The sequence below is a fragment of the Pseudomonas sp. GYB4201 genome (assembly GCF_056312595.1).
This window is the reverse complement of the sequence record NZ_JBWGIG010000001.1, coordinates 191,474-211,600: the sequence shown is the minus strand read 5'-3', so window position 1 is coordinate 211,600 and position 20,127 is coordinate 191,474. Positions and strand designations below refer to the sequence as shown.

The 20,127-nt window shown below is 64.8% G+C and carries 17 protein-coding genes and 1 riboswitch; of the genes, 11 read left to right on the top strand and 6 right to left on the bottom strand.

Annotated features, from left to right (window positions below):
- Positions 1 to 64: 64 nt before the first annotated feature.
- The 7 genes from msbA (at position 65) to AC0Z2B_RS00965 (ending at position 8,445) form a co-directional block, all read left to right on the top strand.
- Positions 65 to 1,882 carry a lipid A export permease/ATP-binding protein MsbA gene (gene msbA / locus AC0Z2B_RS00995; RefSeq protein WP_476294796.1) on the top strand — a complete coding sequence of 606 codons (1,818 nt, stop codon included), beginning with the start codon at positions 65 to 67 and terminating at the stop codon, positions 1,880 to 1,882.
- Positions 1,876 to 2,772, top strand: coding sequence for a GNAT family N-acetyltransferase (locus AC0Z2B_RS00990; RefSeq protein ID WP_476294795.1), 897 nt, complete (start codon positions 1,876 to 1,878; stop codon positions 2,770 to 2,772). The genes msbA and AC0Z2B_RS00990 overlap by 7 nt, the downstream gene beginning before the upstream one ends.
- A 5-nt stretch (positions 2,773 to 2,777) precedes the next feature.
- Complete coding sequence (locus AC0Z2B_RS00985; RefSeq protein WP_476294794.1) at positions 2,778 to 4,178, top strand: PIG-L deacetylase family protein; 1,401 nt, start codon at positions 2,778 to 2,780, stop codon at positions 4,176 to 4,178.
- 180 nt (positions 4,179 to 4,358) lie between these two features.
- Positions 4,359 to 5,780: a bifunctional D-glycero-beta-D-manno-heptose-7-phosphate kinase/D-glycero-beta-D-manno-heptose 1-phosphate adenylyltransferase HldE gene (gene hldE / locus AC0Z2B_RS00980; RefSeq protein ID WP_476294793.1), complete on the top strand. Its 1,422-nt coding sequence runs from the start codon at positions 4,359 to 4,361 to the stop codon at positions 5,778 to 5,780.
- Between the two features lie 107 nt (positions 5,781 to 5,887).
- Positions 5,888 to 6,862, top strand: a complete 975-nt coding sequence (locus AC0Z2B_RS00975) for a glycosyltransferase (RefSeq protein ID WP_476294792.1) — start codon at positions 5,888 to 5,890, stop codon at positions 6,860 to 6,862.
- Positions 6,863 to 7,570: a hypothetical protein gene (locus AC0Z2B_RS00970; protein ID WP_476294791.1), complete on the top strand. Its 708-nt coding sequence runs from the start codon at positions 6,863 to 6,865 to the stop codon at positions 7,568 to 7,570.
- Positions 7,571 to 7,626: 56 nt separating this feature from the next.
- Positions 7,627 to 8,445 (top strand): hypothetical protein, encoded by an 819-nt coding sequence (locus tag AC0Z2B_RS00965; RefSeq protein ID WP_476294790.1) that lies wholly within the window; start codon positions 7,627 to 7,629, stop codon positions 8,443 to 8,445.
- On the opposite strand, the gene AC0Z2B_RS00960 is transcribed toward AC0Z2B_RS00965, so the two are convergent.
- The 4 genes from AC0Z2B_RS00960 to AC0Z2B_RS00945 are packed head-to-tail and all read right to left on the bottom strand — an operon-like array spanning position 8,442 to position 11,820.
- Positions 8,442 to 9,410, bottom strand: coding sequence for a metal ABC transporter ATPase (locus tag AC0Z2B_RS00960; protein ID WP_476294789.1), 969 nt, complete (start codon positions 9,408 to 9,410; stop codon positions 8,442 to 8,444). The two genes, AC0Z2B_RS00965 and AC0Z2B_RS00960, sit on opposite strands and share 4 nt — an antisense overlap.
- Positions 9,411 to 9,460: 50 nt before the next feature.
- A complete protein-coding gene (locus tag AC0Z2B_RS00955; protein ID WP_476294788.1) occupies positions 9,461 to 10,273 on the bottom strand; it encodes an aldo/keto reductase in 813 nt (270 codons plus the stop codon).
- Positions 10,270 to 11,445: an NAD(P)/FAD-dependent oxidoreductase gene (locus tag AC0Z2B_RS00950; protein WP_476294787.1), complete on the bottom strand. Its 1,176-nt coding sequence runs from the start codon at positions 11,443 to 11,445 to the stop codon at positions 10,270 to 10,272. Before AC0Z2B_RS00950 ends, AC0Z2B_RS00955 begins: the two co-directional genes overlap by 4 nt.
- 42 nt (positions 11,446 to 11,487) lie before the next feature.
- Positions 11,488 to 11,820 (bottom strand): DMT family transporter, encoded by a 333-nt coding sequence (locus AC0Z2B_RS00945; RefSeq protein WP_416422121.1) that lies wholly within the window; start codon positions 11,818 to 11,820, stop codon positions 11,488 to 11,490.
- Between the two features lie 87 nt (positions 11,821 to 11,907).
- Here AC0Z2B_RS00945 and AC0Z2B_RS00940 point away from each other — a divergent pair, with 87 nt between their 5' ends.
- Both AC0Z2B_RS00940 and waaA read left to right on the top strand, forming a co-directional pair.
- Positions 11,908 to 12,798, top strand: coding sequence for a LysR family transcriptional regulator (locus tag AC0Z2B_RS00940; protein WP_476294786.1), 891 nt, complete (start codon positions 11,908 to 11,910; stop codon positions 12,796 to 12,798).
- Positions 12,799 to 12,828: 30 nt separating this feature from the next.
- Positions 12,829 to 14,106: a lipid IV(A) 3-deoxy-D-manno-octulosonic acid transferase gene (waaA, locus tag AC0Z2B_RS00935; protein ID WP_476294785.1), complete on the top strand. Its 1,278-nt coding sequence runs from the start codon at positions 12,829 to 12,831 to the stop codon at positions 14,104 to 14,106.
- Positions 14,107 to 14,177: 71 nt separating this feature from the next.
- Here waaA and AC0Z2B_RS00930 read toward each other — a convergent pair whose 3' ends face one another.
- Positions 14,178 to 15,620 (bottom strand): TolC family outer membrane protein, encoded by a 1,443-nt coding sequence (locus tag AC0Z2B_RS00930; RefSeq protein WP_476294784.1) that lies wholly within the window; start codon positions 15,618 to 15,620, stop codon positions 14,178 to 14,180.
- Positions 15,621 to 15,754: 134 nt separating this feature from the next.
- Positions 15,755 to 15,860, top strand: a riboswitch (TPP riboswitch).
- A gap of 154 nt (positions 15,861 to 16,014) precedes the next feature.
- Between AC0Z2B_RS00930 and thiC the strand changes: the two genes are divergently transcribed.
- The gene (thiC, locus tag AC0Z2B_RS00925; RefSeq protein ID WP_476294783.1) at positions 16,015 to 17,904 is read left to right on the top strand and encodes a phosphomethylpyrimidine synthase ThiC; all 1,890 of its coding nucleotides are present in this window, start codon (positions 16,015 to 16,017) and stop codon (positions 17,902 to 17,904) included.
- Between the two features lie 133 nt (positions 17,905 to 18,037).
- Positions 18,038 to 19,324 carry a putative hydroxymethylpyrimidine transporter CytX gene (gene cytX, locus AC0Z2B_RS00920; protein WP_476294782.1) on the top strand — a complete coding sequence of 429 codons (1,287 nt, stop codon included), beginning with the start codon at positions 18,038 to 18,040 and terminating at the stop codon, positions 19,322 to 19,324.
- On the opposite strand, the gene AC0Z2B_RS00915 is transcribed toward cytX, so the two are convergent.
- Positions 19,293 to 20,039: an RsiV family protein gene (locus AC0Z2B_RS00915; protein WP_416422127.1), complete on the bottom strand. Its 747-nt coding sequence runs from the start codon at positions 20,037 to 20,039 to the stop codon at positions 19,293 to 19,295. The two genes, cytX and AC0Z2B_RS00915, sit on opposite strands and share 32 nt — an antisense overlap.
- Positions 20,040 to 20,127 lie beyond the last annotated feature (88 nt).

Here is a 20,127-nt window from a genome sequence, read left to right as displayed (position 1 = left end):
GCCTAGCTCATTCAAGGGTATTGTTCATTGTGTTAGCATTGCGTTTTTTCGTGTGCGGATCCCTATGAGCAGCCCAGAACCTCAAGCGCAATCGACACTCACGATTTATTTGCGCCTGCTGACCTATGTGCGTCCCTACATTGGCCTGTTTGTGCTGAGCATCGTCGGCTTCCTGATCTTCGCTTCGACGCAGCCTATGCTGGCGTATATCCTCAAGTACTTCGTCGATGGCCTTGCCAATCCCGAAGCCTCGCTGTTCCCCAACATTCCGTTCCTGGCGCACCTGCAACTGCTGCAGGCCGTGCCGCTGATGATCGTGTTGATCGCGACCTGGCAGGGCGTGGGGTCGTACCTGGGCAACTTCTTCCTGGCACGCGTGTCGCTGGGCCTGATCCAGGACTTGCGCATCGTGCTGTTCAACAAGCTGTTGGACCTGCCTAACCGGTACTTCGACAATCACAATTCCGGCCACCTGATTTCGCGCATCACCTTCAACGTGACCATGGTCACCGGCGCCGCTACCGACGCTATCAAGGTGGTAGTGCGCGAAGGCATGACCGTTATCTTCCTGTTCATTTCGCTGCTGTGGATGAACTGGAAGCTGACCCTGGTGATGCTGGCCATCCTGCCTGTCATTGCCCTGATGGTCGGCAGCACCAGCCGCAAGTTCCGCAAGCAGAGCAAGAAAATCCAGGTGGCCATGGGCGATGTGACCCATGTGGCCTCCGAGACCATTCATGGCTACCGAGTGGTGCGCAGCTTTGGCGGCGAGGCCTATGAGCGGGAGCGGTTCCGCAAGGCCAGCCAGAGCAACACCGACAAACAGCTGAAGATGACCAAGACCGGCGCCGTGTACACGCCCATGCTGCAACTGGTGACCTACAGCGGCATGGCAGCGGTGATGTTCCTGGTGCTTTACCTTCGTGGCGACTCGTCGGCGGGTGACCTGGTGGCATACATCACCATGGCCGGCTTGCTGCCCAAGCCGATTCGCCAACTGTCGGAAGTCAGCTCCACCATCCAGAAGGGTGTCGCCGGTGCCGAGAGCATCTTCGAGCAACTGGACGAGCCGACCGAAGTGGACGGCGGTACCGTGGAAGTGGACCGCGTCAGCGGTCGCCTGGAAGTGCGCAACCTGAGCTTCGCCTACCCTGGCAAGCAGGAAAAGGTGCTCGATGACATCAGCTTCGTCGCCGAATCCGGGCAGATGGTGGCCCTGGTAGGGCGTTCGGGCAGCGGTAAATCGACCCTGGCCAGCCTGGTGCCACGGTTCTACCAACACGCCGAGGGTCAGATCCTGCTCGATGGCGTCGAAGTCCAGGACTACACGCTGCGCAACCTGCGCAAACACACCGCCCTGGTCACCCAGGCTGTCACCCTGTTCAATGACACGGTTGCCAACAACATCGCCTACGGCGACCTCTGCGGCGCGCCGCTGGAGGACGTCAAGCGTGCCGCCCAACTGGCGTTCGCCGACGAGTTCATCGACAAGATGCCCGACGGCTATAACACCCTGGTGGGCGAGAACGGCGTGCTGCTGTCCGGTGGCCAGCGCCAGCGCCTGGCAATTGCGCGGGCCTTGCTCAAGAACGCGCCCTTGCTGATCCTCGACGAAGCCACCTCGGCACTCGACACCGAGTCCGAACGGCACATTCAGGGCGCCCTGGACGAGGTGATGAAAAATCGCACGACGCTGGTCATTGCGCACCGCCTGACCACCATCGAAAAGGCCGACCTGATTCTGGTCATGGACCAGGGCAAGATCGTGGAGCGGGGCACTCATGCCGAGCTGCTGGCGATGCAAGGTTATTACGCGCGGTTGCACTCGCGTCAGTTCGAGAAGGGTGACGACTCCGCAGCGCTGGCGGTTGACCTGTGCTGAACCGCCTTCGTTGCTGGCGTGAGCGTGGCTGGACCCAGATAGATGCTGCTGACTACGCCCAGGCGTGGCATCGCCACGGCGGCAGCGTTGCCACCCACCCGGTAGTGGTGGAGCGCCTGGCGGGCCTGGCCGGCATTCCGGTGCGCTACCTGGGTTTCGAGCAGGGTAGCGAGCAGGTTGGCGCCGTGGCCTGCTGGGGGCGAACCCTGGCCCTGTCCAAGGATGTGCTCAAGCGCCGCGGCCAGCGAGGGCTATTCGACCTGGGCAATGCCGAGATCATCCTGCCCATCGACAGCGGCGCCAAGGTGCCGGTGCGTCAGCAGGGGCGCTACATCTCGCAGCTCAACGAGACCGGCATCACTACCCTCAGGCCACAACCGGAGGGGCTGGCGCTGGCGCGGGAGCCTGAGGATTACTCGAAGAAATTTCGTTACAACCAGCGTCGCGAGATGCGCCTGCTGGAGGAGGCCGGTGGCCAACTGCGGCCGGTGGCCGATTACAGCCCGCAGCAGTTGGCCGGCATTTACGCCGACCTGTTCCAGCGCCGCTGGGGCAAGCCGGCGCCGGGCCTGGAGCATTTGGGCACGGTGTTCGAATTGATGCGCGAATTCATGACCGGCTCGGTGGTCTTGCTGGGCGACGCCCCCGTGGCTGTGCAGATTCTGTACAAGGTTGAAGCCCCGGGCTGGGTGTCGCTGGAGTACATCAATGGCGGCGTCGACCCCCAGAGCCGCGAGTTCAGCCCTGGCAGTGTGTTGAGCTTCGTCAACACCCAGCAGGAGTGGGAGTCGGCGAGGGCGCTGGGCAAGCCACTGCGTTACTCGTTCGGCCGTGCCGATCGCGAATACAAGGATCGATGGTGCCATACGGTGCCGGTCTATCAGGTGTGAATTCCATGTCCGACCGTAAGCAGCAACTGCTCAAGGCCTACCGGCGAAAGAAGCGCATGGCGCTGATCGTGGCGCTGGTGGTGGTGATCGTGGTGGCGGTGTTCGCGCCGTGGTGGTCGGCCCCGCTGTTGCTGCTGCTGGCCTGGGTGGCCCATGAGGCGTGGTTCTCCGACCATCTGTTCTACCGTGCCAGTGATGACTACCAGTACGCGTTCCCTGATGCCGCCCATTCCTGTGCGGTAGCCCTGGGCAACGATGGCGCGCTGGTGTTGAGCGGCCCATTGCCTGCGGGCGACACCCTGCTGCTGGAAGTGAACCTCACGGCTGGCCTGTGGGGCCGTGTGGTGGACCCGTATGTGCAGGTGGGTGACGACTGCCAGGACTTCGAGCGAGGGGTGGCGGGGCGCCGCTACCTTAACCTGTCAGGGCAACGTGACGCCTTGGCGGGTGGCACCCTGCGGCTGCGCGGTCATCACTGCCGACTGGCACCCGACGCCCGCCTGGTGGTGCTGGAGAACCCTGATTTCAGTCGCCGCCGTGTCATGGTGCTGGCGCCGCACGCCGATGACGCTGAACTGGCCGCCTTCGGCCTCTATAGCCGCACCGACGAAGTCAGTATCGTGACCCTCACCCAAGGTGAAATCGAGGCCGAGGCGTTTCGTGCGCTGGGCCTTGATGGCCAGCAGGCCGCACGGCTCAAGGGCCGGCTGCGGACCTGGGACAGCCTGGCGGTGCCGTTGTGGGGGGGGGTCGCGCAAAGTGCCTGCGTGCAGCTGGGCTACTACTGCCTGCAGTTGCAGGCCATGGCGGGCGCACGGCAGACCCCGTTCGGCTCGCGAGAGTCGGGCGAGTCCGATATCCGCTCGGTGCGCCGCTTTAATCCGCTGCGCCTGGCGGGCGACACCGATGGGCAGCCCACCTGGGACAACCTGGTGGCCGATCTGCGCGGGTTGATCGAGCACTTCCGCCCACAGGTAGTGGTAATGCCCCACCCCGAACTCGACCCCCACCCCGATCACGTGGCCACCGGCCTGGCGTTTCGCGAGGCGCTGCAAGGCACTGGGGGCTGCGAAATTGCGCTGCTGTATGCCAATCACCTGCCGGACAACGATCGTTGGCCCATGGGCCCGGCGGGCGCCGGTATAGCGCTGCCGCCCGCGGTCCAGCCGCTGCCGGCTGATGGCCTGTGGAGTCCATCCCTGAGCCTGGGGCAGCAGGTCGACAAGGCCATGGCGCTCGGCATGCAGCACGACCTGCAAGGGCCGCTGCCGTTCAAGCGCCGCTTGCGACGCTGGATCCAGCATGTCCTGGCTGCGCGTCGCTGGCCTGCGTCTGGCGACAACGAGTTTTTCCGCAAGGCCGTCCGCCGGCATGAGTTGTTCTGGGTGCGCCGCCTGGACGACTAGCGCCCTGCCTGCCGTGCCAGGCAGGGGTGTCTCACGTGCTGCGGTGCCCCCGCCCCACTGCGGCGGCGCCTGCGGCTGGTGGTAGGAGTCATCCAGGCACCTGATTATCGGTGCCGAGGCAGCTTTGCCCATGCCCTGTGATAAGATCCCGCCCTTGTTAATTTTGTATGTGGGTTGCCCATGAAGTTGTCCATGCCGCGATTCGATCAAGCCCCTGTTCTGGTGGTCGGCGATGTCATGCTCGACCGCTACTGGCATGGTGGTACCTCACGGATTTCTCCCGAGGCCCCGGTACCGGTGGTCAAGGTCGAGCAGATCGAGGACCGTCCAGGCGGTGCCGCAAACGTTGCACTGAACATCGCCGCGCTCGGCGCGCCTGCCTCGCTGATTGGCGTGACGGGCGAAGACGAGGCTGCCACCAGCCTGTCCAACAGCTTGCAGGCTGCGGGCGTGCGCGCCCATTTCCAGCGCATTGCGCACCAGCCGACCATCGTCAAGCTGCGGGTCATGAGCCGTCATCAGCAATTGCTGCGCATTGATTTCGAAGAACCCTTTGCCACCGACCCGCTGGCCCTGGGGACCGAAGTCGACAGGTTGCTTGAAGGCGTCAAGGTGCTGGTGCTGTCCGACTACGGCAAAGGTGCGTTGAAGAATCACCAGGCGCTGATCGAGGCCGCTCGCAGCCGTGGTATTCCCGTGGTGGCGGACCCGAAGGGCAAGGACTTCAGCATCTATCGTGGTGCCAGCCTGATCACGCCTAATCTCAGCGAGTTCGAAGCCATTGTCGGCGGTTGTGCCGATGAGGCCGAACTGGTTGCCAAGGGTGCCAGGTTGATGAGCGAACTGGAGCTGGGCGCGCTGCTGGTCACCCGTGGCGAGCACGGCATGACCCTGCTGCGCCCAGGCCACCCTGCGCTGCACCTGCCGGCCCGTGCCCGCGAAGTGTTTGACGTCACCGGTGCCGGCGACACGGTGATTTCCACCCTCGCTGCCGCACTGGCCGCTGGTGAGGAGTTGCCCCATGCCGTGGCATTGGCCAACCTGGCCGCCGGCATTGTGGTTGGCAAGCTGGGTACCGCAGCCATCAGCGCCCCGGAACTGCGCCGTGCCATCCAGCGCGAGGAAGGCTCGGAGCGTGGCGTGCTCAGCCTTGGCCAGTTGCAACTGGCCATTGAAGATGCGCGTGCGCACAACGAGAAGATCGTGTTCACCAATGGCTGCTTCGATATCCTGCATGCCGGCCATGTGACGTATCTGGAACAAGCGCGCGCCCAGGGCGATCGCTTGATCGTGGCCGTCAATGACGACGCTTCGGTGAGCCGCCTCAAGGGGCCTGGCCGCCCAATCAACAGCGTCGACCGGCGCATGGCCGTGCTGGCAGGCCTGGGGGCAGTGGACTGGGTCATCAGCTTTGCCGAAGGCACCCCGGAAAGCCTGCTGGCCCACGTGCGCCCGGATGTGCTGGTCAAGGGCGGCGACTACTCCGTAGACCAGGTAGTGGGCGCCGACATCGTCACGGCCTATGGCGGTACCGTCAAGGTGTTGGGCCTGGTGGAAAACAGTTCGACCACGGCCATTGTCGAGAAAATCCGCAGTCGTTGAGTGCGTGCCTGGCCTGCGTGAGCAGGCCGGCCCGCTTGGGTTCAGTTGCCTCCCGTCGCCCTATCCCGGCGACGAAGTCCTTCTTTTGTCATGTGGTAAGTCGATATATGAAAGTCATGCTCTTGGTGATGGGCGAACAACGGGTGATCCTTGACCGTCTGTACGAGATCGTCCAGCAGAACTGTGATGAGTGCATTATCTACCGCCTGACCAAGGAACAGCAGCTGAAACTGGGGCGGTTCCTGGCCTCCGTGGACTATCAGAGCTTTGACCGCGTGGTGATCTTCTCCCGGGTCAAGCGCCTGTTGCCGCAGCTCAATGTGCTCAAGTGCATCCCGGGGCTGATTTTCCTGGAGCACGATGCCTACCAGAACTACATGCCTGGCAGTAAGTACCGCACGGCCTACTCGCGCCTCTATTCGGCGCTGCCATGGTGCCGCGCGCTGGTGTCCGGGGCCGTGGTGGCGCGACGCCTGGTGGATGAGGGTATCGATGCGGTATTCGTCTCCAAGGGTTACGACGAGCAGATGCTGCGCAACCTCAACGGCCCGCGCGACATCCCCATCGGTTTCCTGGGTAGCCTGAAAAGCAAGGAATACGCGCAGCGCAAGGCGATCCTGGAGTTTTTGGCCAGCCGCACTGGCATGCTGGTGACCCGTACCCAATCGGGGGATGAATACCTGGACATGCTCAACCGCATCAAGGTGTTCGTCAGTGCCGATATCGGCATGGGCGAGTTCATGATCAAGAACTTCGAAGCCATGGCCTGTGGCTGCGTGCTGCTGGCCTATAGCCAGGGCGAGGAAGACCGCCTGCTGGGCTTCGAGGACATGCACAACACTGTGTTCTATCGCACCGAGGACGAGGCGCTGGAGAAGCTGCAGATGCTCCAGGACGACCCCGAGCTGGCCGCGCGCATTGCCCGCAACGGCCAGGCATTTGCCGAGAGCCGCTACTCGTTCACCCGCGTGGGCGTTGATCTTGCAGCCGAAATCCAGCGCCCCATGCGTCCCTGGCCGCAGCCCTCGGCCGTGACCCGCTTGCTGGTAAAACTGCGTCATGGCCTGAAGGTGGCTGGTTGAATGGAGCGGCCACAGGACGGAGCCTGCAACGAAGTGGCAGTAAACGCGCTACCCGGTGGCGACCAGGATGTGTTTGCCGCCCTGCCTGATGGGCTCAAGGCCTGCCTGGCCAGCGCATCAAGGGTTGTGCTGGTGGCCAATAACCCAGCCATCAGTACGGCGGACATAGACGCCCTGGACCTGGGCGTGGGTGATGTGGTGGTCAGTTTCAATACCTGCATCAAGGCGGGCTTGCTCAGCCCCTCCTGCACTCATGTGTTCGTGCACGGTTTCAACGCACCCGATGCCTACTTTTTCGGCCTGCCCTACGGACCAGACGCGATGAAGTTGATCGAGCACCCGCAGGCGCGCTGTTTCACCGTGCTGGTGGGCTGCACGGCGGCCCTGTCACCGCTGCCGCAGGTAACCCTGCTGCGCGAGCGCATCCCCCTGGCACCCTTGTGGAACTACCCGCGCAACCGCCCAGACGGCAAACGTTACGTTGGCCCTTCCACGGGCTTCAATGCCTTGGTGCTGCTGGATTGGCTACGTCATCAGGCTGGCTACCACTATCAACTAGCTACCCTGGGGTTTTCCAACGAGGCCGGCAAGTTGTGGAGCGGCCATGCCTGGGACTACGAGCGTGAGTGGTTGCTGGCCTCGGACGTCACCAGTATCAAGCTGCAGCCGCGCCCCTGGTGGCAGCGGTTGTTTACCCGTATCAAGTAGACGCCTGCGGGACAGGCCGCTCGAAGTAATCGAACATATTTCCAAGGTGGCGCGAAGTGTTGAAAGTTGCAGTGGCATTCTTTGGTATCCCGCGAAATTCCGAAATCTGCTTTCCTTCCATTGAGCAGAACCTGTTGGCGCAATTGCCGAAGGGTAGCGAGGTGAAGTGTTTCTACCACCTGTACAAAATTGATCAGGTGCAGAACCAGCGTTCCGGTGAGCAGGGTGAACTGCGCGGTACCAATTACGACGTCTTCCAGGGCATGACGGGTAAGCTTGATTCCACTGATGGGGTGCTGGAGCGCTGGGATTTCGAACGGGTCAAGGCCCAGGGCGATACCTGGGCCGATAATTTCGCCTCGTTGCGCAATTTGATCTACCAGCTCAATTCGTTGCATCAGGTGACGTCGATGATCGAGCCGTTCGACCCTGACTTCGTGGTCTTCGCACGGCCTGACATTCTTTACCACTCGGCCATTCCGGCCTATGCCTTCAAGCGGCCGCAGGCGCGCCGGCTGAATGTGTACATTCCGGATTGGCAGTGGTGGGGCGGTCTCAACGACCGGTTCGCCATTTGCGGGCGTGACGCCTACCGGGCGTATGGCAAGCGCGTCGAGCAGATTTTCCAGTTCTGCGAGGCCACGGGGCGCAAGCTGCACTCCGAACGGCTGCTCAAGTACGTGCTGCAGCAAGCTGGCGCCAAGGTGTGCACCATGGACACCACGGCCTCACGAGTGCGCATTACCGGTGAATTCGCCGAGGAGTCATTTTCGTCCAGGCACGGCATGGGGCGTCGGGAGAACCGCTATTTCCACCTGTTCGCCCGCTTGCGCACCTGGGCCGACAAGCGGCTGAAGGATCAGGCCGAAGGCTAACCGTGTAGCCCGCTGCGCACCAGGCGCACCAGTTGGCGTGCCTTGACCCGCAGGCGCGTCAGTTTGGAGCGCGATTTCTTCTTCACGGGGGCCAGGCCCTGCTGCACCAGCCAGTCCTTCCAGCGAATACGCTCATCGTGTACCACCCAGCCCTCCTGCGCCGCAAAGCTTTCCGCGAGGCACACCCCGCGAGTGCTGGCCGGCTGCAGTTGGCCTTTCTTGAGCATGTATAGCTCGGCGCAGGGCTTGCCGTCCGTGAGGGGCATCAGGTACAGGTCGGGCTTGCTGCGATCCAGCCGGGCCACCAACTGATCCTTCTCCAAGCGCTCGTCAACGTGGAACAGGCTCAGCAACTTTGCCTCCCGCGGTACTTCCAGGCGCAAGTCGTACACCAGCTGCAGCGACGCCGTGGGCAGGTGCACGTAGGCGCGTGGCCGCTCGATCAGGTTCAAGCTTCCGGTGCGCACCGGCAGCGCCGCGCCGGACAGCGGCCGCAGCTTGAACGGCAGTTTCTCGCGGTAGTGCAGGGCGCCGGTGTAGGGCGTGGGCAGCCAGGTGTCGTTGAATTTGCCGACCAGCCAGCCTTCGCTGGTTTCCAGCAGGCATTCCTCGGCCACCTCCTGGATGGCGGTGAGCAACGGCAGGTTCAGCTCGTGGGCCGGCACGTAGCCGGAGATCAGCTTGAGCACCACGTCGCCGCGGTCCTGGCGGCGCTGGCGCACCAGAATCCAGTAGTCGCGGTTCTGCCAGGTCAGGGTCAGGCGCACCGACACGCCCAGGTTGGCCAGCTCCAGGGAGAAGCGCTGGGGGTCTTCGACGGCCACCTGGCGGCGGCGTTGCAGGGTCTGTGCGAAGTTCAGCGGCATGCCGATGCTCTGATAGCTCAGGCCTTCGGGCGTGGCTTCGACGAACAGCGGCAGGGTCTTGAAGTTGCTGGGGTTTTTTCTTATCAGGGTACGCGGCATGTCGGCTCCTCCTTGCGTCGGGGTCGGCCGCGTGGGCGGCTCCGGATGTGTCAGCTCCCGCGTATCACAGCGGCTGCGGTGGCCACGTTGTGGGCCAGGTGCAACGGGTTGATGGTGCCGACAATAGCACTGGCGACACCCGGGTGGGCGAACAGCAGCTCGAAACTGGCGCGTACCGGGTCGGTGCCCGGGCTCAGGCAGGCGTGGCCGCTGGCCAGGGCCTTCTTCACCAGGATGGCCTTGCCGTGTGTGGCAGCGTAGTCCAGCACCGGGCGTTCGCCCTGTTCGTTGAGATTGTAGGTGACCATGGCGCAATCGCCGGCCTCCAGCGCTTTCAGGCCACCGGCCACGGTCTTGCCGGAGAAGCCAAAGCCGCGGATCTTGCCTTCCTGCTTCAGGCGCGCCAGGGCTTCGTACACCCCGGTCTGCTCGAGAATGGCCAGGTCGTTGCCGTCCGAATGCACCAGCACCAGGTCGATGAAGTCGGTCTCCAGGCGCTTGAGGCTGCGTTCCACGGAGAAGCGCGTGTGTTCGGCGCTGAAGTCGAAGTGGGACTGGCCGGCTTCGAACTCTTCGCCCACTTTGCTGACAATCACCCAGTCCTGGCGCTGGCCGCGCAGCAGCGGGCCCAGGCGGGTTTCGCTGGTGCCGTAGGCAGGCGCGGTGTCGATCAGGTTGATGCCCAGCTGGCGCGCCTGGTCCAGCAACTGGCGGGCCTGCGCGTCGTCGGGAATGGTGAAGCCGTTGGGGTATTTCACCCCTTGGTCACGGCCCAGCTTGACGGTGCCCAGGCCCAGCGGCGAGACGCTGAGGCCGGTGCTGCCCAGCGGGCGGTGCAGGTCGTGCAAGGTGGCGACGGTCATGGCAGCAGTTGCTCCCAGGGGGTCTGGCCCATGGGCGGGCGGGGCAGGGCCGGCAGCGGTGCGTGGCTGCCCGGCTTGATGCCGGCGCCTTCCAGGCTGGCGATGACCCGGTCGGCGAAGTCCGGCGCCAGGGCCAGCTTGGTCGGCCAGCCCACCAGCAGCGCGCCCTGTTCGGCCAGGAAGGCGTTGTCGGGGCGCACCAGGCCGGACTGTGCCGGCTCGGCGCGGTCCACGCGCAGGGTGGCCCATTGCACCTGGCTGAGGTCGACCCAGGGCAGCAACTGCCCCAGTTCCTTCTGCGCGGTGGCGATCTGCTCGGCTGGCGAGCGGGCCACGCCATCGGCCTCGGCGATGTCGCCGCCCAGGTACCACACCCACTGGCCATCGGCCGCCGGGTGGGTGGTCACGGTGATGCGGGGCTTGGTGCCGCCGCCCAGGCAGTGGGCGTACAGCGGCTTGAGGCTGGCGCCCTTGGCCAAAATCATGTGCAGCGGCCGGCGTTGCATGGCCGGCTGGTCCACGCCCAGGCTGGCCAGCAGCTCGGCAGTACCGGCACCGGCGCTGAGCACCACGCGCTGGGCGCGGATCTCGCGGCCGTCAACGCGCAGGCCGGCCAGTTGGCCGTTGTCCAACAGCGGTTCCAGGCGTTCGCCGGCCAGCAGGCCGTCACCGCCCAGTTGCGCCAGGCGCTCGATCACCCCGGGGGTGTCGATGACCAGCTCGGCCAGGCGGTAGACCTTGCCCTTGAAGGCCTTGTCCTGCAGCGCTGGTGGCAGTTCGTCGCCCTTGACCTGGTCGACGCGGCCACGCACGGCCTTGCTGGCGAAGAAACTGGTGAGGTTGCCCGCGATAGTGCCCGGCGACCACAGGTAATGGGCCTGGGACAGCACGCGCACGCCGGCCAGGTCCACCTCGCCGGTGCCGGCCAGGGCCTCGCGCCAGCGCCGCGGCATGTCGGCGATGGCCTCGCTGGCGCCCGTCAGTGCACCGTGCAGCGCGTACTTGGCGCCGCCATGGATGATGGCCTGGGACTTGAGGCTCTGCCCGCCGCCCAGGCTGGCGTTTTCCACCAGCACGGTCGAATAGCCCAGGCGCCGCAAGCGGGCGTTGAGCCACAGGCCGGCGATGCCGGCGCCGACAATCAGCACGTCAGTGGAAATAGCGGAAGACATCAAGCAACCTCGCAGGCGAAAACAGACCCGCAGTATACAGACTCAGTGCCCGGCAGTTTTCGAGAACAGCTGGATCACCACCACGCCCAGCAGGATCAGGCCCATGCCGGCAATGGCGGGCATGTCCAGTTTCTGCCCGTAGACCACCAGCGCGGCGATGCTCACCAGCACGATGCCCATGCCCGACCAGATGGCGTAGGTCACGCCGACGGGAATCACCCGCACCACCAGGATCAGCATCCAGAACGCGATTGCGTAGCCGCAGATCACCAGGATCAACGGCAGCGGCGTGCTCAGGCCTTTTACGGCTTTCATGCTGGTGGTGGCGATGACTTCGCAGCAGATGGCGATAGCGAGGAAGTAGTAGGCAGTCATGTGTGAACCCTCTTGAGATGGCTCGCATTCTAGAGGCTGGGCAGATGAGGTAAAGTGAATACCTATCGCTATTGGAGATAGGTTGCCATGGGCATCCAATGGAATCTGGAGCAGATCCAGTTGTTCGTGCAGGTGGCCGAGCAGTGTTCGTTTTCCGCCGTGGCGCGGCAGCAGGGCCGTGCCCAGTCGGCAGTCAGCAGCGCCATTGCCCTGCTCGAGGACGACCTGGGCGTGAGCCTGTTCAACCGCAGCAGCGGCCGCCAGCCGCAGCTCACCGAGGCGGGGAGGGCGCTGCTGGAAGAGGCCCGTGAGCTGTTGCGCCAATGCGAGCGCCTGGACGGTCGCGCCCTGGCCCTGCACCGCGGCCAGGAGGCGCAGCTGCGCCTGGCCCAGGATGAGGCCATGCCCTACCAGCCGGTGCTCGACAGCCTGGAGAAGCTGGCGGGCCGCTACCCCGCCGTCGAAGTTCAACTGGCCAACAGTGCGCCGGGCGACGTGGCGCGCAAGCTGGTGGAGCGCCGCGCCGACCTGGGCCTGCTGTTCCACCATGAACACATGCCCGCGGCCCTGGAACGGCGCGCCCTGGGCAGCGTCGAGATGGTCACCGTGTGTTCGGTCGACCATCCCCTGGCCAGCCACGCCCACGTCACCCGCCAGCAGTTGGCCCGGCACCGCCAGCTGTTGGTGGCCCTGGAAAGCAGCCGCTACCCCGGCGGCGACCCCATCAGCCCGCAGATCTGGCGCGCCGACAGCTTCTATGTGATGGCCGAACTGCTGATGCGCGGGCTGGGCTGGGCCTGGCTGCCACGGCATGTAGTGCAGTACCCGGCGTACCAGCAGCAGATGGTGGAACTGAACAGCGAATGGGTGCCACCGGCGCTGGTGGTTGAACTGGTGTGGCGCCGCGACGAACCACTGGGCCCGGCCGCGCGTTACCTGGCCGAGTGCTTTACCTGGCACCTGCGGGCCATTGGTTAAGCGGCTGCTCTGCTAGTAAACTCCGCCGCCATGAACAGAACTCTCTATACCCTGCTGTTTCACCTGGGGCTGCCACTGGTAGCGTTGCGGCTGTGGCTGCGTGCACGCAAGGCGCCGGCCTATGCCAAGCGGATCGGCGAGCGCTTCGCGCGCAACCTGCCGGCCATGCGCACCGGCGGTATCTGGGTGCACGCGGTGTCGGTGGGCGAGAGCATCGCCGCCGCGCCGATGATTCGCGAACTGCTGATGCGCCATCCCGGGCTGCCCATCACCATCACCTGCATGACCCCTACCGGTTCCGAGCGCATCCAGGCGATGTTCGGCAACGAGCCACGGGTGCAGCATTGCTACCTGCCGTATGACCTGCCGTGGGCGGCGGGGCGTTTTCTGGATCATGTGCAGCCACGCCTGGCGGTGATCATGGAAACCGAACTGTGGCCCAACCACATTCACCAGTGCGCCCTGCGCGGTATTCCGGTGGCGCTGGCCAACGCGCGGTTGTCGGAGCGTTCGGCGCGCGGCTATGCGAAGTTCGCCAAGCTGACGGCGCCGATGCTGGCGCAGATGAGCCTGATTGCCGTGCAGACCGAGACCGAGGCCGAACGCTTCCGCCAACTGGGCGCGCGCCCCGAGTGCGTGCAGGTGACTGGCTCGATCAAGTTCGACCTGAAGGTCGATAGCCACCTGCTTGAGCGCGCAGCGCAGTTGCGCCAGGCATGGCAGGCCAGCGGCCGCCCGATCTGGATCGCCGCCAGCACCCACGAGGGCGAGGACGCCATTGTCCTGGCGGCCCACCGTCAGTTGCTGGCCCTGCATGGCGACGCCTTGCTGATCCTGGTGCCACGGCACCCGGAACGCTTCAACAGCGTGTTCGAGCTCAGCGTGGGCCAAGGGTTCGCCAGTGTGCGCCGCTCCAGTGGCGAGGTGGTGGGGGCGCAGCACCAGGTGCTGGTCGGCGACACCATGGGTGAACTGCTGTTTCTCTATGCCTTGGCTGACAGCGCTTTCGTCGGCGGCAGCCTGGTACCCAATGGCGGGCATAACCTGCTGGAACCGGCGGCGCTGGCCAAGCCGGTGCTGAGCGGGCCGCACCTGTTCAACTTCCTGGAAATCGCGGCGATGCTGCGCCAGGCCGGTGCGTTGATCGAGGTGGACGATGCGGCGGGGTTGGCGGAGGCGGTGCGCAAGTTGATCGAGTTGCCGCAGGATGCGCGGCGCATTGGCCAGGCGGGGCTGGCGGTGATGCAGGCCAACCAGGGGGCGTTGGAGCGGTTGTTGGTTGGTCTGAGCAAATTGTTGCGCCCCTGACGCGGCCTGGCGGCCGCTGCTACAGGGTCTTGTAGCAGCTGCCGATAGGCGGCGTCCGGCCGTTACGCGGGTTATTTCTTCGCGGGCTTGAGCAACTCCTGCGCAGCCTTGGCCAGGTCCGGCGGCAGGAAGTCCTTGTCCGGGTTGTAGTCAGGCTTCAGCCAGCGCGCCAGGTCCTGCAGATCCTGCGGGCTCAACGTACCCGCAGCCTGCTTCAAACGCAGGTTGTCGAGGATGTAGTCGTAGCGGCTGTTGTTGTAGTCGCGCACCGACGAGTACAGCTGCCGCTGGGCATCCAGCACGTCGACGATGTTGCGCGTGCCCACCTGGTAGCCGATCTCGGTCGCTTCCACCGCGCTCTGGTTGGAGATGATCGACTGCTTGCGCGCCTGCACCTGTTCCACGTCGGTGTTCACCGCGCGGTGCAGGTTGCGGGTGTTCTCCACCACCTGGCGGCGCAGGCCTTCGCGCTGCTGCTCGCTCTGGCTCAGGCGCTGGTAGGCCTCGCGCACCTGGGAGCTGGTGAGGCCGCCGCTGTACAGCGGGATGTTCACCTGCAGGCCGACCGTGCGCTGTTCCACGTCACCGTGGTAGGTCACGCCGGGGAAGGCGCTGGGGTTGCTGAAGCCCAGCAGGTCGTTGTCGCCTTTCTCGTATTTGGCCACCGCGTCCACCGTGGGGGCATGGCCGGCCTTGCGCTGGCGCAGGGTTTCCTCGGCGCTGGTGACGGCGAAGGCGCTGGCCTGCAGGTTGAGGTTCTGCTGCGAGGCGGTCTCGACCCAGGTCTTGGCGTCGTTGGGGCTGGGCGGCAGCACCGGCAGGGTATGCACCACGCCCTGCACCGAGTTGTAGTCGCGGTTGGTCAGCGTCACCAGGGCCTCGAAGGCGTCGTCCACCTGGCGCTGGGCGAGGATGCGGTTGGCGCGGGCGGTGTCGTAGCTGGCCTGGGATTGCAGCACGTCGGTCTTGTCCGACAGGCCCACGTTGAAGCGCTCGTTGGACTGGTCGAGCTGGCGCTTGAACGCCGCTTCCTCGGCCTTGGTGGCGGCCAGGGTGTCCTGGGCGCGCAGCACGCTGAAATAGTCCTCGGCGGTCTGCAGGATCAGGTTCTGCTCGGTGGCTGACAGCTGCAGGGCCGCCTGTTCGTTCACGGCCTTGGCCGCCTTGAACTGGAACCAGCGGTCGGCGCGGAATATCGGCTGGCTGAGCGTGGCCTGGTAGCTGGTGCCGCTGCGCGTGGTGGTCTGCGCCGGCTCGTCGAGCTGGGTGCGCACGTTGGTGATGTCGCTGCCGGCCGACAGGTTGGGCAGCAGCCCGGCGCGGGCCTGGGGCACCACTTCGCTCTGGGCGGCGTAGTCGGCGCGGGCGGCGGCCAGGTCGGCGTTGTTGTTCACGGCTTCCTGATACACGCTGACCAGGTCGGTACGGCTGGCCAGTGGCGCAATCTCTGCTGCCTGTAACATTGCGTTGAACGCACCTGACACCGCAATCGCCAGTGCAATTTTGCGCAGCATGATTCAATCCTTGTAATTAAACGCTGTGCGAGTGTAGTTGCACGGGCGTGCTGCAACAATCCGGCATATCCGCCATTTATCCAGCACCATTACACAACCCTTGGCGTTTTGCGGGCCGGGCGTCTAGACTGACCGGGTTCTTGTCGGGGTGCCTTGAGTGAAAGGCTGAGATCGGTTAATCCGGATCCCGTTGAACCTGATCAGGTTAGCGCCTGCGTAGGGAACAAGATTTCTCGTCCTCCCGGCGAGTCCTCTTGTGCTTCGTCCGGGAAATTGTTCATTTTGTGAGCAGTTTGCGACGGCCAAAGCACAGCACCGCCCCAGGTGCAGTCCGTGCCTTTTTCAGGTTCCACTCCCGACATTCCACTGCTGGATGCTGTCTGGAGAGCCTGTGATGAGTAAACAAGAAAAAAACCTTGCCCACCTGAGCGAATCGGCCCAGGTCGACGCGCAATCGGTAAAGCCGTTCACCCGTTCGCAAAAAGTCTACGTGCAGGGCTCGCGCCCCGACATCCGCGTGCCCATGCGTGAAATCAGCCTGGACGTGACGCCGACCGACTTCGGTGGCGAGATCAACGCCCCGGTCACCGTGTATGACACCTCCGGCCCCTACACCGACCCCAACGTTGTGATCGACGTGCGCAAGGGCCTGGCCGACGTGCGTTCGGCGTGGATCGACGACCGTGGCGACACCGAGCGCCTGGACGGCCTGAGCTCCCACTTCGGCCAGCAGCGCCTCAACGACGAAGAGCTGACCAAGCTGCGCTTCGCCCACGTGCGTAACCCGCGCCGGGCCAAGGCCGGCGCCAACGTCAGCCAGATGCACTACGCGCGCCAGGGCATCATCACCGCCGAGATGGAGTACGTGGCCATCCGCGAGAACATGAAGCTGGCCGAGGCTCGCGCCGCCGGCCTGCTGAAAGAACAGCACAAGGGCCACAGCTTCGGCGCCAGCATCCCCAAGGAGATCACCGCCGAGTTCGTGCGCGAAGAGATCGCCCGCGGCCGCGCCATCATTCCTGCCAACATCAACCACACCGAGCTGGAGCCGATGATCATCGGCCGCAACTTCCTGGTGAAGATCAACGGCAACATCGGCAACAGCGCCCTGGGTTCCTCCATCGAGGAAGAAGTGGCCAAGCTGACCTGGGGCATCCGCTGGGGCTCGGACACGGTGATGGACCTGTCCACCGGCAAGCACATCCATGAAACCCGCGAGTGGATCATCCGCAACTCGCCGGTGCCCATCGGCACCGTGCCGATCTACCAGGCGCTGGAGAAGGTCAACGGCGTGGCCGAGGACCTCACCTGGGAGCTGTTCCGCGACACCCTGATCGAACAGGCCGAGCAGGGCGTGGACTACTTCACCATCCACGCCGGCGTGCTGCTGCGCTACGTGCCGCTGACCGCCAAGCGCGTCACCGGCATCGTCAGCCGCGGCGGCTCGATCATGGCCAAGTGGTGCCTGGCGCACCACAAGGAGAACTTCCTCTACACCCACTTCGACGAAATCTGCCAGATCATGAAGGCCTACGACGTCAGCTTCTCGCTGGGCGACGGCCTGCGCCCCGGCTCCATTGCCGATGCCAACGACGAGGCGCAGTTCGGCGAGCTGGAAACCCTCGGCGAGCTGACCAAGATCGCCTGGAAGCATGACGTGCAGTGCATGATCGAAGGCCCGGGCCACGTGCCCATGCAGTTGATCAAGGAGAACATGGACAAGCAGCTGGAGTGCTGCGACGAGGCGCCGTTCTACACCCTGGGCCCGCTGACCACCGACATCGCCCCCGGTTACGACCACATCACCTCGGGCATCGGCGCGGCGATGATCGGCTGGTTCGGCTGCGCCATGCTCTGCTACGTCACGCCCAAGGAGCACCTGGGCCTGCCGAACAAGGATGACGTGAAGACCGGCATCATCACCTACAAGATCGCCGCCCATGCCGCCGATCTGGCCAAGGGGCACCCCGGCGCGCAGATCCGCGACAATGCCCTGAGCAAGGCGCGCTTCGAGTTCCGCTGGGAAGACCAGTTCAACCTGGGCCTGGACCCGGATACCGCGCGCGCCTACCACGATGAAACCCTGCCCAAGGATTCGGCCAAGGTGGCGCACTTCTGCTCCATGTGCGGGCCGAAGTTCTGCTCGATGAAGATCACCCAGGAAGTGCGCGAATACGCGGCGAACCAGAAGATCGAGGCTGTGGATATCTCCATGGAGGAGGGCATGCGCGAGCAGGCCGCGCGCTTCAAGCAGGAAGGCAGCCAGCTGTACCAGAAGGTCTGATCAACGATACCGCGTAGCCGCTGCCGCCAGGCTGCGCTGGCCCTGATGTTCGCTGGAAATCTTCAGTGCACAGCCGGGCCAGCGCAGCCTGGCGGCAGCGGCTACGGCTTGTCCACCTCACCCGAGATCCAAATTGAACACACCCAGCCATTACTCTCCGGACGTTGCCGTCCCTTCGTCCCAGCGCGTGTTCGGCGCGCGGGACCTGTTTTCCCTGTGGTTCTCCCTGGGCATTGGCCTGATGGTGCTGCAGACCGGTGCGCTGCTGGCGCCGGGCCTGGGCCTGTCGGGTTCGTTGCTGGCGATTCTGCTCGGCACCGCGGTAGGCGTGGTGCTGTTGGCCGCCGTCGGCGTGATTGGCAGTGACACCGGCCTGTCGTCCATGGCCGCCTTGCGCCTGAGTCTGGGCCAACATGGCGCCGCGCTGCCGGCGCTGCTCAACCTGCTGCAGCTGATCGGCTGGGGCGCGTTTGAAATCATCGTGATGCGCGACGCCGCCAGCCTGCTCGGCGCGCGGGCGTTTGGCGAGGGCAGCGCGCTCACCCACCCGATGCTCTGGACCCTGGTGTTCGGTGCCCTGGCCACCTTGCTCGCGGTCAGCGGCCCGCTGACCTTCGTGCGCAAGTTTTTGCGCAAATGGGGCATCTGGCTGCTGCTGGCGGCCTGCCTGTGGCTGACCTGGAACCTGTTCGCCAAGGCCGACCTGGGCGCCCTGTGGGCCAAGGCCGGCGACGGCAGCATGAGTTTCGCGGTGGGCTTCGACATCGCCATCGCCATGCCGCTGTCGTGGCTGCCGCTGATCGCCGACTACTCGCGCTTCGGCCGTGCGGCCAAGGGCGTGTTCGGTGGCACCGTGCTGGGCTTCTTCATCGGCAACTTCTGGCTGATGAGCCTGGGCGTAGCCTACACCCTGGCGTTCGCGCCGAGCGGCGAGACCAACGCGTTGCTGCTGGCGCTGGCCGGCGCCGGGCTGGGCATCCCGTTGCTGCTCATCCTGCTGGACGAGTCGGAAAACGCCTTCGCCGACATTCACTCGGCAGCGGTGTCCACCGGCCTGCTGGTGCGCCTGAAGGTCGAGCACCTGGCGCTGGCCATCGGCATCGTCTGCACGCTGATTGCCTGCTTCGCGCCGCTGGCGCAGTACCAGAACTTCCTGCTGCTGATTGGCTCGGTGTTCGCGCCGCTGTTCGGCGTGGTGCTGGTGGACCACTTCATCCTGCGCAAGCGCAGCAGCCAGGCCCAGGCCGTGCCGCTGCGCTGGACCGCGCTGGTGGCCTGGGTGGGCGGCATCGCCACCTACCACGTGCTGGCCAACCTCTACCCCGAGGTCGGCGCTACCCTGCCGTCACTGCTGCTGGCCGGGGTGCTGCACGCGGTGCTGGCGGCCTTCAGCCGCGGCCGGGAAACAGTGCCGGCTTGATCACGCCATTGAGCCGCTGGTAGTCGACCTTGATCTCGGCCTGCCCCAGCGCATAGGGGGCGATGGTGTTGACGTCATACTTGAGGATGATGCCTGCCGAGGTCAGGGCGATGTGCGTGGTGTGCTTGAACGGCCAGTCCTTGACGAACTTGGGGTCGCTGGCCAGGCCGTTGTCCACCAGCCAGCCGCGGTGGGCCTCTTCCGCGGCCTTCCAGAACGCCGGTTCTTCGCCGGGCACCAGCATGTCCGCCAGCGTCAGCACCTTGTGCTGCTGGCGCGACCAGTTGATGAAGTCGCGGCCGGGTACGCCCTCGGGCGCGCCGGTGTCCAGGTAACTCGACACCTCCACGATCACCAGCCCGTCATGCTGGTCGCGTACCTTGGATTGCAGGTAGCTGCCGTAGCGGTTGGGCGCGTGGGCCAGGAAGCTGTCCTCGTAGGCTTTCAAGGACGTGGGCAGCGGCGCGTCGGCGTCGGTGCGGGTCAGCTGCAGCATGCCGCGTTCCATGATCGGGTCGAGGGCCGGCTCGCCAGGGAAATGGATCACGTCCAGGTTGAACAGCGGGCAGTCCGGCGCCGTGCAGCCAGGCTTGGTGTGCTCGAAGGCGTCGCGGCGGGTGTCCAGCGGTTTGTTCATGCTCGGCTGAAACAGGCTTTGGCAGGCGCCCAATGTCAGGGCCACGGCGGCCATGGACGTGAATTTCAGAAGCGACATGGTGTTCCTTGACGGTCAGGAAGGGGGTTGCGGGCAAATGTTGTCGTGCTTCGACTCTCGGCATCGCCTTCAGTTCGCCACTAAGCTC